The 15,029-nt window shown below is 33.1% G+C and carries 13 protein-coding genes; 5 read left to right on the plus strand and 8 right to left on the minus strand.

Annotated elements, in window-relative coordinates; all coding sequences use genetic code 11:
* Positions 1 to 13 precede the first annotated feature (13 nt).
* Entirely contained in the window at positions 14 to 955 is a 942-nt protein-coding gene (locus tag RN605_RS01565; RefSeq protein ID WP_313321656.1) for a LysR substrate-binding domain-containing protein, read from the minus strand.
* A gap of 94 nt (positions 956 to 1,049) precedes the next feature.
* On the opposite strand from RN605_RS01565, the gene RN605_RS01570 reads away from it, so the two are divergent.
* The 5 genes from RN605_RS01570 (at position 1,050) to can (ending at position 4,962) form a co-directional block, all read left to right on the plus strand.
* Positions 1,050 to 1,529 (plus strand): Dps family protein, encoded by a 480-nt coding sequence (locus tag RN605_RS01570; RefSeq protein ID WP_313321657.1) that lies wholly within the window; start codon positions 1,050 to 1,052, stop codon positions 1,527 to 1,529.
* 131 nt (positions 1,530 to 1,660) lie between these two features.
* Complete coding sequence (locus RN605_RS01575) at positions 1,661 to 1,870, plus strand: hypothetical protein (protein WP_313321658.1); 210 nt, start codon at positions 1,661 to 1,663, stop codon at positions 1,868 to 1,870.
* Positions 1,871 to 1,929: 59 nt separating this feature from the next.
* Positions 1,930 to 3,528 carry a SulP family inorganic anion transporter gene (locus RN605_RS01580; RefSeq protein ID WP_313321659.1) on the plus strand — a complete coding sequence of 533 codons (1,599 nt, stop codon included), beginning with the start codon at positions 1,930 to 1,932 and terminating at the stop codon, positions 3,526 to 3,528.
* A 2-nt stretch (positions 3,529 to 3,530) separates the two neighbouring features.
* Entirely contained in the window at positions 3,531 to 4,211 is a 681-nt protein-coding gene (locus RN605_RS01585) for a carbonic anhydrase family protein (protein ID WP_313321660.1), read from the plus strand.
* A 115-nt stretch (positions 4,212 to 4,326) separates the two neighbouring features.
* Positions 4,327 to 4,962, plus strand: coding sequence for a carbonate dehydratase (gene can / locus RN605_RS01590; RefSeq protein WP_313321661.1), 636 nt, complete (start codon positions 4,327 to 4,329; stop codon positions 4,960 to 4,962).
* Here can and RN605_RS01595 read toward each other — a convergent pair.
* The 7 genes from RN605_RS01595 to RN605_RS01625 form a co-directional block, all read right to left on the minus strand.
* Positions 4,959 to 6,158, minus strand: a complete 1,200-nt coding sequence (locus RN605_RS01595) for an LETM1-related biofilm-associated protein (protein WP_313321662.1) — start codon at positions 6,156 to 6,158, stop codon at positions 4,959 to 4,961. The two genes, can and RN605_RS01595, sit on opposite strands and share 4 nt — an antisense overlap.
* Positions 6,159 to 6,232: 74 nt before the next feature.
* Entirely contained in the window at positions 6,233 to 6,808 is a 576-nt protein-coding gene (locus RN605_RS01600; protein WP_313321663.1) for a YdeI/OmpD-associated family protein, read from the minus strand.
* Positions 6,809 to 6,859: 51 nt separating this feature from the next.
* Positions 6,860 to 7,417: a hypothetical protein gene (locus tag RN605_RS01605; RefSeq protein WP_313321664.1), complete on the minus strand. Its 558-nt coding sequence runs from the start codon at positions 7,415 to 7,417 to the stop codon at positions 6,860 to 6,862.
* Positions 7,418 to 8,012: 595 nt separating this feature from the next.
* A complete protein-coding gene (locus tag RN605_RS01610; RefSeq protein WP_313321665.1) occupies positions 8,013 to 8,537 on the minus strand; it encodes a superoxide dismutase family protein in 525 nt (174 codons plus the stop codon).
* A gap of 106 nt (positions 8,538 to 8,643) precedes the next feature.
* Complete coding sequence (locus tag RN605_RS01615) at positions 8,644 to 11,931, minus strand: amidohydrolase family protein (protein ID WP_313321666.1); 3,288 nt, start codon at positions 11,929 to 11,931, stop codon at positions 8,644 to 8,646.
* A 105-nt stretch (positions 11,932 to 12,036) separates the two neighbouring features.
* Positions 12,037 to 13,827, minus strand: coding sequence for an acyl-CoA dehydrogenase family protein (locus tag RN605_RS01620; RefSeq protein WP_313321667.1), 1,791 nt, complete (start codon positions 13,825 to 13,827; stop codon positions 12,037 to 12,039).
* A 20-nt stretch (positions 13,828 to 13,847) separates the two neighbouring features.
* The gene (locus tag RN605_RS01625) at positions 13,848 to 15,029 is read right to left on the minus strand and encodes an acetyl-CoA C-acyltransferase (protein ID WP_313321668.1); all 1,182 of its coding nucleotides are present in this window, start codon (positions 15,027 to 15,029) and stop codon (positions 13,848 to 13,850) included.

The raw sequence follows: 15,029 nt of genomic DNA on the forward strand, positions 1-15,029 counted from the left end.
GTTGATAAGCTCCTTATTTTTTTTGCAGTGGGCTAATTATTTCTACATTCTGGAAAACAATTGCTCCTTTTACAACGCCAGCAATTGTATTTCTTAACGCATCAATTATTTGAATCTTTAATTCGTTTTTTGGATAAATAATACTTACTTCTCGTGCTGGTTTTGGTTCTTTAAAATGACGTAGTTTTAGCTTGTCTTTTTCTTTTAAATCTAATGTATGCAAATAAGGAAGTAATGTAGTTCCTAATCCTTCATCAGCTAGTTTAATTAGTGTTTCAAAACTTCCGCTTTCAATTTGAAACTGTGTTTTTTCATTTACATTTTGATTTTTACATAGGTTCAAAATTCCATCTCTAAAACAATGTCCGTCTTGTAGTAATAAAATTTCATTCAAATCTAAATCATCAATTTCAATCTCGTTTTTAGGAAATGATTTGTGATTTTCAGGAATGTAGGCAACAAAAGGTTCAAAGTATAATACAATTTCTTTTATTTTTTCTTCGTTTAATGGCGTTGCTGCAATTGCTGCATCAAGATGACCATTGTTTAAACGCTGAATTATTTCTTCTGTATTTAATTCTTCTATAACTAAATTTACTTTCGGATATTTTTTTATGAAATTATTTAAAAACATTGGCAAAAGTGTGGGCATAACTGTAGGTATGATTCCTAATCTAAATTCACCACCAATAAACCCTTTTTGCTGGTCAACGATATCCATTATTCTATCAGCTTCATTAACAATGTTTTTAGCTTGATTAACAATTTTTTGACCAATATCTGTAAGCTGAATAGGTTTCTTTGTTCTATCAAAAATCTGAATTCCTAATTCATCTTCCACTTTTTGAATTTGCATACTCAAAGTAGGTTGAGTTACAAAACATTTTTCTGCAGCAAGAGTAAAGTTTTTGTGTTCTGCAACAGCAAGAACATATTGAAGTTGTGTGATTGTCATGATAGGTATATTTGATGCAAATATAAAAACTATCAATTTAATTTATAGTTTAAATAAAGGTTAATTTTAGAAATTTGTAGTAAATAAAAAAAACATGAATACAAATCACTTAGGATTACCAAAAGAAGAAACCCAAAATTTAATTGAAGATTTGAACTTATTGCTGGCCAATTTTCAGGTTTATTATCAAAATTTAAGAGGTTTGCATTGGAATATTAGAGGAAAACGTTTTTTTGATTTACATATTAAATTTGAAGAATTATATAATGACAGTCAATTGAAAATTGATATGATTGCTGAACGAGTTTTAACTCTTGGAGGTATTCCGTTGCATACATTTGAAGATTATATTGCAAAAAATAAATTGAAAATTGGTAAAGACATTCATAATGATGAAAAAGCCATTGCTTTGATTGTGAATTCACTTTCAGAATTATTGAAATTAGAAAGAGTGATACTTTCTTTATCAGGGGAAATTGATGATGAAGGAACCAATTCGATGATGAGCGATTTTATTAAAGAACAGGAAAAAACAATATGGATGATGAATGCATGGTTAGAAAAAGAGTTTTAAAAAAATGTTAAAATAATTCAAAAGATTTAGCAATTCTTTATTGTAAAAGTTACTTTTGTTCCATGAAGTTATTCACAAGGATTCTATTATTCCTATTTATTCTTTTTCTTTCAACACCAACTTTGGTATCTATGATAGAAAAAGATTCGGATACTTCTATGTTTTATTGTTTTGCTGAAGAAGAACATCAAAAAGAAGTCAAAGCTGAATTAAAGTTTTATATTGAACACAATGTAGTAGAATTTTTTGAAGTTGAAAAGAAACCTTCTTTTATTGAGAAAAACTCAGAGCATCCTTCTTTTTTTAGAGAAATATTTTCTCCGCCACCTAATTTTATATAAATGAATTTCACATTTCTTAATTGAAATGAAATGCTTTTTATATAACTTTAAAATTAGGTATGACAAAAAAAATCAATCTTTTTGCGAACCTTAAATCTGATTTTGCATCGGGTTTAGTGGTTTTTTTAGTGGCATTGCCACTGTGTTTAGGTATTGCACTCGCTAGTGGTGCGCCATTATTTTCAGGAATTATTTCAGGAATTGTTGGAGGGATAGTTGTAGGCTATTTAAGCCAATCACATCTCAGTGTTTCTGGTCCGGCAGCTGGTTTAACCGCTATTGTTTTAGTTGCTATTTCAGATTTAGGCTCGTTTAATGCTTTTCTGCTTGCAGTTTTAATTGCTGGTGTAATTCAGCTATTATTAGGATTTGTAAAAGCGGGAAGTATTTCCAATTATTTCCCAACTAATGTTATAGAAGGAATGCTTGCCGGAATTGGAGTTATTATTTTCTTAAAACAAATTCCTCATGCATTTGGTTATGATAAAGATTACGAAGGAGATTTGGCATTTTTACAACCAGATGGACAAAATACCTTTTCTGAAATTTTTGCAGTATTTGGTCATGTGCAACTTGGAGCAGTGATTATAACCTTGGTTTCATTGTTCATACTAATTTTTTGGGATAAAGTTAAATTTTTAAAGGATTTAAAGCTTGTTCCAGCTGCATTAGTCGCAGTTATTGCTGGGGTAATATTGAATGAAGTTTTCATTCAATCGGGTAGTAACTTAGCTGTTTTAAAAGGACATTTGGTGAATTTACCCGTGCCAACCACATTACAAGAATTTGCAGATATCATTGTTACTCCTGATTTTACTGCAATTTCAAATTCAAAAGTGTGGATTGTTGGAATTACTATTGCTGTGGTTGCGTCAATAGAAACATTACTGTGTATTGAAGCTTCAGACAGAATGGACGAGCAAAAAAGATATACAGATACCAATGTAGAATTAAAAGCACAAGGAGTTGGAAATATTGTTAGTGCTTTGTTGGGCGGTTTGCCAATGACGTCTGTTGTTGTAAGAACAACAGCAAACAATACTGCTGGCGCAAAATCAAAAATGTCGGCAATAATACATGGAGTTTTATTATTGATTAGCGTTTTGTCTATACCGGTTTTGTTGAATAAAATTCCATTAGCAACACTAGCAGCAATTCTTCTTTTAATAGGTTATAAATTAGCTAATCCTAGTAAAATAAAGCATTTTTTCGAAAAAGGAAAATATCAATTCGTTCCATTTATTGCAACAGTAGTAGCGGTAGTTTTTACCGACTTATTAAAAGGTGTTGCGCTTGGTATCATTATAAGTATTATTTTTATTCTCAAAGGAAATATGCAACGCGCCTATAACTTTAGAAAAGAAGAATACCATGATGGAGATATTATTCATATTGATTTAGCTCAAGAGGTTTCTTTTTTGAATAAAGCGGCAATCAAGCAAACATTAGCATCAATACCTGAAAACTCAAAAGTGATTATTAATGCATCCGATACGGTTTATATTGCTCATGATGTTTTAGATTTGATAAAAGAATTCAAAACAATAAAATCGAAAGAAGATAATATAAAAGTAAAATTAGTTGGTTTTAAAAAAGCCTATGATTTGACCAACACAGGAGAAGAAGAAAAACATATTTATATTGAAAATAAAAAATAATAATGAAAACATTAAATAAAGAATTACAAGCTTCAATTACACCTAGAAAAGCTTTAGAAATTTTAAAAGAAGGAAATAACAGATTTATAAATAATTTAAAAGCCCACAGAGATTTATTAGAACAAGTAAACGAAACTCGTGACGGACAATGGCCATTTGCAACAATATTAAGCTGTATTGACAGTAGAACTTCAGCAGAGTTGATTTTTGACCAAGGCTTGGGTGATATATTTTCTGTTAGAATAGCCGGAAATATTGTAAACACAGACATTTTAGGAAGTATGGAATTTGCTTGTAAAGTGGCAGGTTCTAAATTAATAGTTGTTTTAGGACACAGTAAATGTGGTGCAGTAAAAGGTGCTTGTGACCATGTTGAAATGGGTAATTTAACCGAATTGCTTTCTAAAATTCAACCTGCAGTTTATCAGGAAAAAAGTACCACTGATAACAGAACAGCAGCTAATTCACAATTCGTTGAAAATGTATCTGAAATTAATGTAAAAAGAAGTGTCAAAAGCATCATAGAACGTAGTTTTGTTTTAGAACAAATGATTGAAAATGGTGAAATAGGAATAGTAGGAGCAATGCATAATATTGAAACAGGAGAAGTTGTTTTTTATGATGACGTTGAGTTTATTAACGATGAAAAAAGTCCAAATTTTACCTTGGATAAATTAAAATAATACAAACAAGTTATTCACATATAAACCATTAATCAACAGTTAAAATTAATTTGCGATTAATGGTTTTTTAATTTCTTATATTTGATTTTTAAATGTTGCTTTCTAAATAAATTCTATGGAAGATTTTTATAAAAAGATTTTAGATAATAATAAAAAATGGGTTGAAAATCAATTGGCTCTAGATAAAGATTTTTTTAAAGATTTATCAAAAGGTCAAAATCCACCTCTTTTATGGATTGGTTGTTCTGATAGTCGTGTGCCAGCCAATGAAATTATTGGTGCTAAGCCAGGAGAAGTTTTTGTTCATAGAAATATTGCTAACATGGTAGTGCACAGCGACATGAACATGTTAAGTGTGCTTGATTATGCTGTAAATGTGTTAAAAGTAAAACACGTTTTGGTTTGTGGTCATTATGGTTGTGGTGGAATAAAAGCTGCCATGGGAAATGATTCCATTGGAATTATAGATAATTGGATTCGTCATATAAAAGATGTTTATCGTCATCATAGAAAAGAATTAGACGCAATTGATAATGAAGCAGAACGCTTTAATCGATTTGTTGAAGTAAACGTAAAAGAGCAAGTTTTCGACCTTGCAAAAACTTCTATAGTACAAAGTGCTTGGAAGAACGGGCAAGAGCTTTCTTTACACGGTTGGGTTTATGGTCTAAACTCAGGATATGTAACCGATTTGGAGGTAAATATTAGTTCTAATAATGATTTAGATGCGGTTTATCAACTTGAATTTTAATCATCAGTAATATTCTCATTAAACGCTGAAGGAAGCATTTTTGGAATAAACTTTATAAGAATTGGTAACAGCAAACTTCCTCCAGGTAGCAGAAAAATAGTTAATGACGGTATGGTTTTGCAGATATCAAGTATTTGATTTTTGATTTTCTTTTTTTCTTCTTTGTCTAAATCTTTAACCGTTGATTTTGCTAAAAGCTGCATCAATTCTTTGCTTTCAGATATTTCTTTTAGTAATCTTTTTTTGTTTCGGTTAATCAAAACAATTACACCATCAGTTGTATGGTCATAAAAGTGTTTTACTGGATTGGCATGTTTGAAATAGGGTATTTCTGCTTTATGATTTACAATGAAATAGTTAATAAAATCAATACTTTTTAGAATAAAATCATCTGAAATTTCTAATTTTTGTCCTAACGTAAAAAGAAAATAACGCTCTTCGTTTTCTACTTTTTCATCACTCCAAAGACTAATTCCTGCCAGGTCAATGATATAGTATTTCTCTAAATCATTCTTCAGGAACGAAAAGTCTAATGTTTCAATAGAATTACCTGAATTAGAAGAAGCTTTGTTATAGCGAACCGATGATTCAAAAAGCTTTTGAAGTAATTCATCATGCTTTGTTTTGTTGGTTTTTATCTTCAGCGAAAGCGAAACAACAGTCGTAATTATTTCTTCTAATTTCGAAATGTATTTTGTGGTGATGTGTTCTTTTTCAAGGTATTTTTTAAATGCTAAAACATCAGTAAATAAAAGCGCATTGGTGATAACATGAGAAAAGTTTTTGCTAAACATATCCTCATTGGTTTGCACTCTTTCGTGAATGATTTTCTCAAGTTTGCTTGAATTACTTGAGCTTGCAAGCATTTTTTTCAAAGGATTAAAACCTTCGGGAGTAATTTGTTTATAGAAATCAACGGCTTTTTCAATAAAATCAGCGGCATCATTGGAATTTGATTTAAAACAATACATTTTATACAACGTATTGAGTAACCCAATTTTCGATTTTTCAACAATAGTCCATTCTTCAAACTCAATCGGATTGATAACATCAAAATAAATGTTATGTCCAAAAATAAAACCTGTTGCTCGCGTTTTTACATAAAAATCTGTAGCATCAGAAAACGTCAACGGAGTTGACGTTTTTTGCTCTATAAAGAATTTATCAATCCAACCGTGAACCGAAGGGTTTATCATTTAGGTAATGTAATTTTTTTGCAAAAATACTCTAATTATATTGGTTGTCAAGTAAAATTATGGTCAAGTATAGATTAAAAATTATCTCTCGATTTAATGTTCTTTTCACATAGAGAAATAATTTCCTCAATTCTTTTCATTCTGGTTTCTTCTCTCTTTGCCTGATTTAACCAATAGAGGTAACTTTTTCTATACGATTTACTGAAGTTTTGATAATTGGTAAAAGCGACTTTGTTTTTGTTAAACTTTGCTTGTAAATCTTCAGGAATTTCTAAGTTTTCAACAGCATCAAGGCTACTCCAAGAACCGTTCTTTTTCGCAATTTCAATTTTTTTCAAACCGCTTTCATGCATTAGGTTTTCGGCAATCAGTTTTTCGATATAGGTTTTGTTGAGTTTGCTCCAAACGCTTTTGTCTTTTCTTGGCGAAAACATTTGTCGTCTGCGTTCATCATCCAGCCTTTTAACGGTAGAATCTATCCAGCCATAGCAAAGCGCCACCTGAACGGCTTCTTCCCAACGCATGCTTTCAAATTCACTGTCAACTCTATAAAAAATCAAATACACGCCATCACACGAATGATGATTTTCATGCAACCAATCGCGCCATTCTTTTTCGTTTTTAAAATAAAGATGTTCTTTTTCTTCCAAGGTGGGTTTTAATTTATAAGTGTTTATAAAATAGTTCTTAGTGGCAAATTTTTATTTAGAAATTACAAACCAATATATTAACTTTTTAGATTTCTTAAAAATGTAAATTCCGCAGGAGTAATTATGCGGTTTTTCAACTTTTCCTTCTTGCTTAAAAGTATTGTCAAGATTACCTTCTTCAATTAGATAAATTTCTACTTCATCATTTCTCAAATCAACTTCTCCAATTACATCAATCCATTCATTAGAAACATCACTAAGTAAAAGTAATTTTTCTTTATATGGATAATAGACGTTATAATCTTCAATCTTTAGTTTGCTGTTTTCGAGCATGGTATATTTGTTTATCTTGAACTCAAGCGATTTTTGATTATCATTATTAAGATCAAACATTAATTTTGTACTTGAATTTCCAATTGCTTTAAAACTTGCATAATATGAACTTTCAGCTAGAATTGCATTTGAAATTTTGTAAGGGCAATTATTCCTAAACTTTTCTAAAGTAAATTTAGTTAGTTCCTCTTCGAAAGCTTTAATAGTGTTTATTTTGGTTTGTCCTTTACAAAAACAAATTAAAAAGATGCTAAAAAATAGTATGATTTTTTTCATTGTATCTATATTATAACTTAAAGTTTTTGCCAACTATAAATTTCTCCACAAAATTTAGCAACCCTAAAAATATTGTGTTGAAAATCATAAATCTTTGTTAATTTATCAAATATATGCAATTATTCGGCTAAAACACTCTTTTTTCTCACAGAATGATTGAAAAAAGCGTTCTCCCAATAATTTTTGGACGTCCAAAAATTTACGGGAGAGTTCTAAAAATTGTTTGAAGTGTTCTTCGAACTTACCGAAGAGCTCTACAAATTGCACGAAGAGTTCTTCGCAAACATTGAAGTCTTCTTCAAATTATCCGCAGTGTTCTACAAATTGCTTGAAGTGTTCTTCAAACTTTGTGAAGTCTTCTTCAAGAACATTTTGGAACTCTAAAAATTATCCGTAGAACTCTAAAAATTATTCGTAGAAGACTAAAAATTATCGGGAGAAGACTTCAAATAATAAGTTGGCGTCTTCGGATAATTTGTAGAAGGCTATAAACTACTGGAAGAGCACTTTAAATAAAAAGTAGAAGCCTTCAAACTCTCGGGAGAAGACTTCTACTTATTAAAAGCGTTATAAATCTATTTTTTGTTGTACTATGTTATTTAATGATACCTGAACAAGCAACTCTTGCACCAGCATTTCCAGTAGGTTGCGATGTATAATCATCTGGATCTTTGTGAACGATTAATCCTTTGCCTAGAATGTTTTTGGTTTCATCAGTTCCACCAATTGCCCATTCTTTGGTTTTGAAAAATACGGTTGCATTTCCGTATACATCAGCGGTGAAGTTTCCGATGTCGCCACGATGGTATTCGCCTTCACCAAATTTTCCGTGTTTTTTAAACGTTGGATTCCAGTGTCCGCCGGTTGATGTACCATCAGCAGCAGAGCAATCTGATTTTTCGTGAATGTGAATGGCGTGAAGTCCAGGAGTTAATCCGGTTAATTTTGCAACCAAAGTTACTTCGCCTTTTTTTTCTGTGAAAGTGGCTGTACCTTTTACATTACTGCCGCTTTTTGGTTCTAGAGTTATTGTTAAACTATTGCTGTTAGCATCTGCACTTGATTTACAAGCAAAAATGATACTACAAATGATAATGGCTGATAAAAGTATTTTTTTCATAATTGTGTTTTTTCAAATTTACAAAATATATGAAGAAACTTTATTAATACTTTATTAAAAAATCCCTTTTTATAAAGGGATTTTTAGATTTACTGTTTTTATGTTTTTAGTTGTGAATTGCTCCGCAACAATGTTGTTCCATAAAACTGTCGCTTTCTTCATGCCAAGGAAAAGCTGCGTTGTATTTCGAATTTTCCCAATAAAATTTGTTTCGCTTTTTAGGTTCGTTTCCAACTTCATTCATCGTTTCTGTGTCATAAACTCTACCATTGGCAATAGTATAAAGAATAGTGTTTGAGTTTTGAATATCATCCAAAGGATTTTTTTCTAAAACCAGAATATCAGCCAGTTTACCCACTTCTAAGGAACCAATATCATTTCCTGCTCCAATATAATTTGCTGCATTTATAGTAGCGGTTTTTAAAGTTTCTAAATTGCTCATTCCACCTTGATTGATACTCCACAATTCCCAATGAGCACCCATTCCTTGCAATTGTCCGTGAGCACCCATGTTGACTTTTACACCATTATCGGCTAAAGTTTTAGCAGTTTTTGATGTTAGAATATGGTCGTTTTGATAATCTTCTTCAGGCGCCATTATTCTGTAACGAGAGCGAGAGTCAATAATTCCTCTTGGAGTGAATTCTAGTAATTTTTTGTTTTCCCAAACATTTGTTTTTTGATACCAATAATATTCGGCATTCAATCCACCATAATTAACAATCAAAGTAGGAGTGTAGCCTACATCGGTTTTTCCCCATAATTCAATCACATCTTTATAGACAGGTGTAATTGGAATATTGTGTTCAATGCCTGTATGTCCGTCAATTATCATACTTAAATTAGAAAAGAAAGTACAACCACCTTCTGGAACTACATTTATACCTTCCTCGCGAGCAGCCTGTAAAACTTGCTGTCTTTGTTCTCTCCTTGGTTGATTATAACTTTTTACAGATAATGCGCCAAAGGCTTTGGTTCTTTTAACCGAAGACCTTGCATCATCCAATTTATTGATTAATGCTTTAAAATCTCCATCGGCTCCATACAATATAAACCCTGTTGAAAATATTCTTGGACCAACTATAGCACCACTTTTAACCATTTCTGATAAGGTAAAAATAGATTCGGTATTTGAAGATGGATCATGTGAAGTGGTTACTCCAAAAGCAAGATTTGCGTACAGTTGCCAATTTTGTTGTGTGGTCAATCCGTATCTAAAAGCACCAATATGAGCATGAGCATCAACCATTCCGGGCATTAATGTTTTTGAAGTTAAATCGTAAACCAAGGCATCCGATGGAACTTTTACATCGCTGCTGTTTCCAATTGCTTCTATTCGGTTTTGATTGATAATCAGAGTTCCCTTTTCAATTACGTTATCACCATTCATGGTAATAATTCGGGCATTGGTAAGGGCAATTTTTCCTTTAGGTTTGTCAGTTTTAGAAAGTAATCCAATTTTAATTCCAGTATGGTCGGGCTTTTCAATTTTTTCTGGTGAGCCGTCTAAAAATGTAAACCTGTCTTTTAGAGCATAATTATAATACATCTCACCCAAAGTATACATTACATTTTTACTATCGCTTGACCAATGAAGATTAATTCCAGCATCTTTAGTTAGTTCTGATACAGGAACGGCTGTTGATTTATCATCCAAATCAAGAGTTTGACCATTAATATTCAAAGGCGCCACATATCCTTTATGCAAAAGTGTAAAGGCAATCCATTGATTGTCTGGACTAGACACCAATCGGTTTGCATATTTTGATTTGATATGAGTTCTTTCATCTTTTCCATTGAGGTCAACACTTTTTAATTCCTTAGTTAAACTTCCAAAGAAAACTCCACCTGTTTGATAGAAAATTCGTTTAGCATCTTTAGAAAAAACAGGATATTCACCATTTGGGAAAACAAATTTTGCATTTCCGCCGTTGGAATTCATGGTGTAGATTCCAGTATTTTTACAGTAAGCATATCCTTGGTCGATATTACCATTTTCTTTAAGATAGGTAATCATTTTTCCATCAAAAGATACATTTGGAGTTCTGTATATGCCTTTTTCTGAAGTAAGTTTTACATTCTTTTTTCCATCAAGACTCATTCTGTAAATAGCACCAAGATTAGTGTCGTTCCAGGTTACATATACTACTTCTTTTCCATCAGGAGTAAAAGTTGGTTCGGCTTCAAAATCTGTTCCTTTGGTTAATCTTCTTGGAGTTCCATCAGGTAACGACTTTATCCATAAATAACCTAATGCTCTAAAGATTAATGATTTTCCGTCTGGTGATGTTACTGCATCACGAATCATTTTTACAGTAAAATCATTATCGGAAATCGGAGTGTTGAAGTGAACTCTATCAGCTACGTCTATTGCCACATCAACAGTAAATGGGATAGGAGTAATCGCTAATGTTTTGATATCAATTTTTTGAATATGTCCACCAGCCCAAAATACTATAGCATCGTTTGAAGGCATCCAGCTGAAATTAGGGTAAACCCCAAATAAAGTCCATGCTGTTTGCTGGTCTTTGTCTAATTTATCATAAACAGGCCATTCTTCTCCCGATTCTAAATCCTGAATGTATAAAACGGTTTTTTCTCTTATTCTTTTAACAAAAGCTAATAGTTTTCCATCACGAGATACTTGTGGTCTTGCAGCTCCGCCTGGACCACCAGTCAATCTGTCAATTTTTCCAGTTTCAAAATCATATCTGTTGATAACAAATATTTGACTATTTGGGTCTTTGTTGTATTGAAAAAATCCACCTGGATATACATCTTCGCTGTAATACATGTATTTGCCATCAGGAGAAATGACAGGTTCGTTCACATCTTGTTGGTCGTTTTTACGTTTAGTGAGTTGTACTCCTGAACCACCACTAATATGGTATTGCCACATTTCGCCTGCACCAAGTGAGCGCACTGAAGTGAAGTGTTTTTTGGCAACAATATAATTCCCATTGGGCATCCAAGTAGCGTTGTTGACTAGTCTAAAGTCTTCTTTTGTTACTTGTTTTACATCTGTACCATCGGCTTTCATTACCCAAATATTATCACCACCACCAGCATCGCTTGTAAAAGAAATATATTTCCCATCAGGACTGAAACGCGGTTGAATTTCAAAAGGAATTCCTGAACGCAGAACTTTTGCTTTACCACCTGTAATAGGAATGCTGTAAATATCTCCCAACATATCAAAAACAATAGTTTTCCCATCAGGACTTACATCCAGATTCATCCAAGTTCCTTCAGTTGTTGTGAAATTTTGAGTTTTGTAGTTAAAGCTTTCGCCAGGTTTTGAAACATCCCATTTTGGTTCTTTAGTAGTTTCTTGAGCAATAATTCCAATTGGGATAATGAAAAAAGTTAAAAATAATAGTGTGCTTTTTTTCATGAAAGTATTAATTAAATTTTAGCTAAATATAAGAATAAAAAAAGCCACATAAATAATTAATGTGGCTTTTCAAAACAATTAACTTAACTAAAAATTATAGAAATGCTAGAAGCAATAACTATTTTCGGTAACTAATTTTGCAGTAATGGTTTCTCTTAACCCTACAATATTAGGCATGTTTGTGTATTTTGTGAAACGTCTTAATCCCATAAGCATCATGCGTTGTTCATCGCCTTCGGCAAAAGAAATAATACTTTCTTTTCCTTTTTGTGAAATAATATCAACTGCTTTATAAAGATATAATTTAGCCATCGCAATTTGCTCTTGTACTTTGGCTTCACCTTCTTTTTTGGCTAATTTTTCCGTACGAAGTACAGTACTTTCAGCCATATAAATTTCAATTAACATATCGGCAGCTGCGGTCAACAACTGTTGGTGATGGTCTAAGTCCATACCGTATTTTTGAACGGCACCACCAGCAACCATCAAGAATGCTTTTTTCAATTTGCCAATTAATTCTTTTTCCTCAGCAAACAATTCAGAATAGTCAGGCGTATCAAACGATGGTATTCCCATTAATTCTTCTTGAACTTTTTGTGCAGGACCAAGCAAGTCAACGTGGCCTTTCATGGCTTTTTTGATTAACATACCCACCGAAAGCATTCGGTTGATTTCGTTTGTACCTTCGTAAATACGAGCAATACGAGCATCACGCCAAGCCGATTCCATTGGTGTATCTTCTGAGAATCCCATTCCGCCATAGATTTGAATTCCTTCATCGGCACAATTTTGTACATCTTCGGAAACAGCTACTTTAAGAATAGAACATTCAATAGCAAATTCTTCAACTCCTTTTAACTCTGCTTCCTGATGCGATGCACCTTCAGCTTCACGGATTTTTATTCTGTTTTCAATATCTTTTGCAGCACGATAGGTAGCACTTTCGCCAGCATAAGCAGAAGTTGCCATTTCGGCTAATTTGTATCTGATTGCGCCAAACGTTGAAATTGGCACATCAAATTGAATTCTTTCGTTAGCATAATTTATGGCATTTGAAGTAACACGTCTTTGCGCATCCAAACAAGCTGCAGCCAATTTTATACGACCTACGTTTAAAGCATTCATGGCTATTTTAAAACCTTCGCCACGACCCGCTAACATATTTTCAACCGGAACTTTAGTATTTGCAAAGAAAACTTGACGCGTTGAAGAAGCGCGAATTCCTAATTTATGTTCTTCTTCACCAAGTGTAATGCCGTTATTTGGGTCGTTTTCAACAATAAAACCAGTAATGTTTTTATCATCTTCAATACGAGCAAAAACGATAAATACCGAACAAAAACCAGCATTAGAAATCCACATTTTTGCTCCCGTAATGTTGTAATATTTTCCATCCTCGGATAAAACAGCTTTCGTTTTACCAGAATTTGCATCCGAACCTGCACCTGGCTCTGTTAAACAATAAGCACCAAACCATTCGCCTGAAGCTAACTTAGGTACGTATTTTTGTTTTTGTTCTTCAGTACCATATAGAGTGATTGGCATAGTTCCGATACCTGTATGAGCACCAAAAGCAGTAGAAAAAGAACCTGTTGCACCAGAAATATAATCACAAACCAAACAAGTATCTACAAATCCCATTCCCATTCCGCCATAAGCTTCAGGAACAGCTACACTAAGAAAGCCCATTTCACCAGCTTTGCGCATAACTTCTTCTGTAAATGCATAATCTTTGTGCTCAAAACGGTCTTTATTTGCCCAAAGTTCTTTATCACAAAATTCTTTTACGGCATCACGCATCATGATTTGCTCTTCGCTAAAGTCTTCAGGTGTAAAGACATTTTCACACTTGGTTTCTTTTACCAAAAACTGACCACCTCTTGTTATATCTTCCATTTTTATAGTTTTATTATTAATTATAGTAATTCATAAATTCCAGCAGAACCTTGACCGGTTCCAACACACATAGTTACAATACCGTATTTGTTTCCTCTTCGTTTCATTTCATCAAATAATTGAACCGAAAGTTTAGCACCAGTACAACCCAGTGGATGGCCTAATGCAATAGCACCACCATTAACATTAACGATATCAGGATTTAGGTCTAATTCTCTTATTACAGCTAAAGATTGTGAAGCAAAGGCTTCGTTTAATTCAATTAATTCAATGTCATTTAGCGATAAACCTGCTTGTTTTAATGCTTTTGGAATGGCTTTTACAGGACCAATTCCCATAATGCGAGGTTCAACTCCAGCAGAGGCAAAGTTTACCAAACGTGCAATAGGAGTAACGCCTAATTCTTTGACTAACTCTTCACTCATGATTAAAACAAAGGCAGCACCATCACTCATTTGCGATGAATTACCGGCAGTTACACTTCCATCAGCTGCAAAAACAGGTCTTAGTTTTGCCAAAGCTTCTAAATTAGTATCGGCTCTTGGACCTTCGTCTTTGGTTACGGTATATGATTTGGTTTCCTTTTTACTGTTTTCGTTTATAAATGTCTGGTTGATTGTAATTGGAACAATTTGGTTGTCAAACTTACCTTCTGCTTGCGCTTTAAGTGCTTTCATGTGTGAATTAAAAGCAAACTCATCTTGATCTTCACGAGAAACATTGTATTGTTTTGCGACTGCTTCAGCCGTTAAACCCATTCCCCAGTAATAATCTTCGTGACCTTCTTTGGCTACTGAATAATCGGGTGTTGGTTTATAGCCACCCATTGGAATGAATGACATACTTTCTGCACCACCAGCAATAATACAATCTGCCATTCCGCTTTGAATTTTAGCAGTTGCCATACCTATGGTTTCTAATCCTGAAGCACAGTAACGATTAACGGTCACACCAGGAACATCGGTTACTTTTAATCCCATCAATGAGATAAGTCTACCCACGTTTAATCCTTGTTCTGCTTCGGGCATAGCGTTTCCTACCATAACGTCGTCGATGCGTTTCTTATCAAAATCGGGTAGTTCATTCATTAGATGTTGAATAGTTTCTGCGGCCAATTCATCAGGACGTTTGAATCTAAACACTCCTTTTGGTGCTTTCCCTACAGCGGTTCTGTATGCTTTTACTATATATGCAGTTTTCAT

The organism is Flavobacterium sp. PMTSA4 (genome assembly GCF_032098525.1).
Taxonomy (GTDB): domain Bacteria; phylum Bacteroidota; class Bacteroidia; order Flavobacteriales; family Flavobacteriaceae; genus Flavobacterium; species Flavobacterium capsici.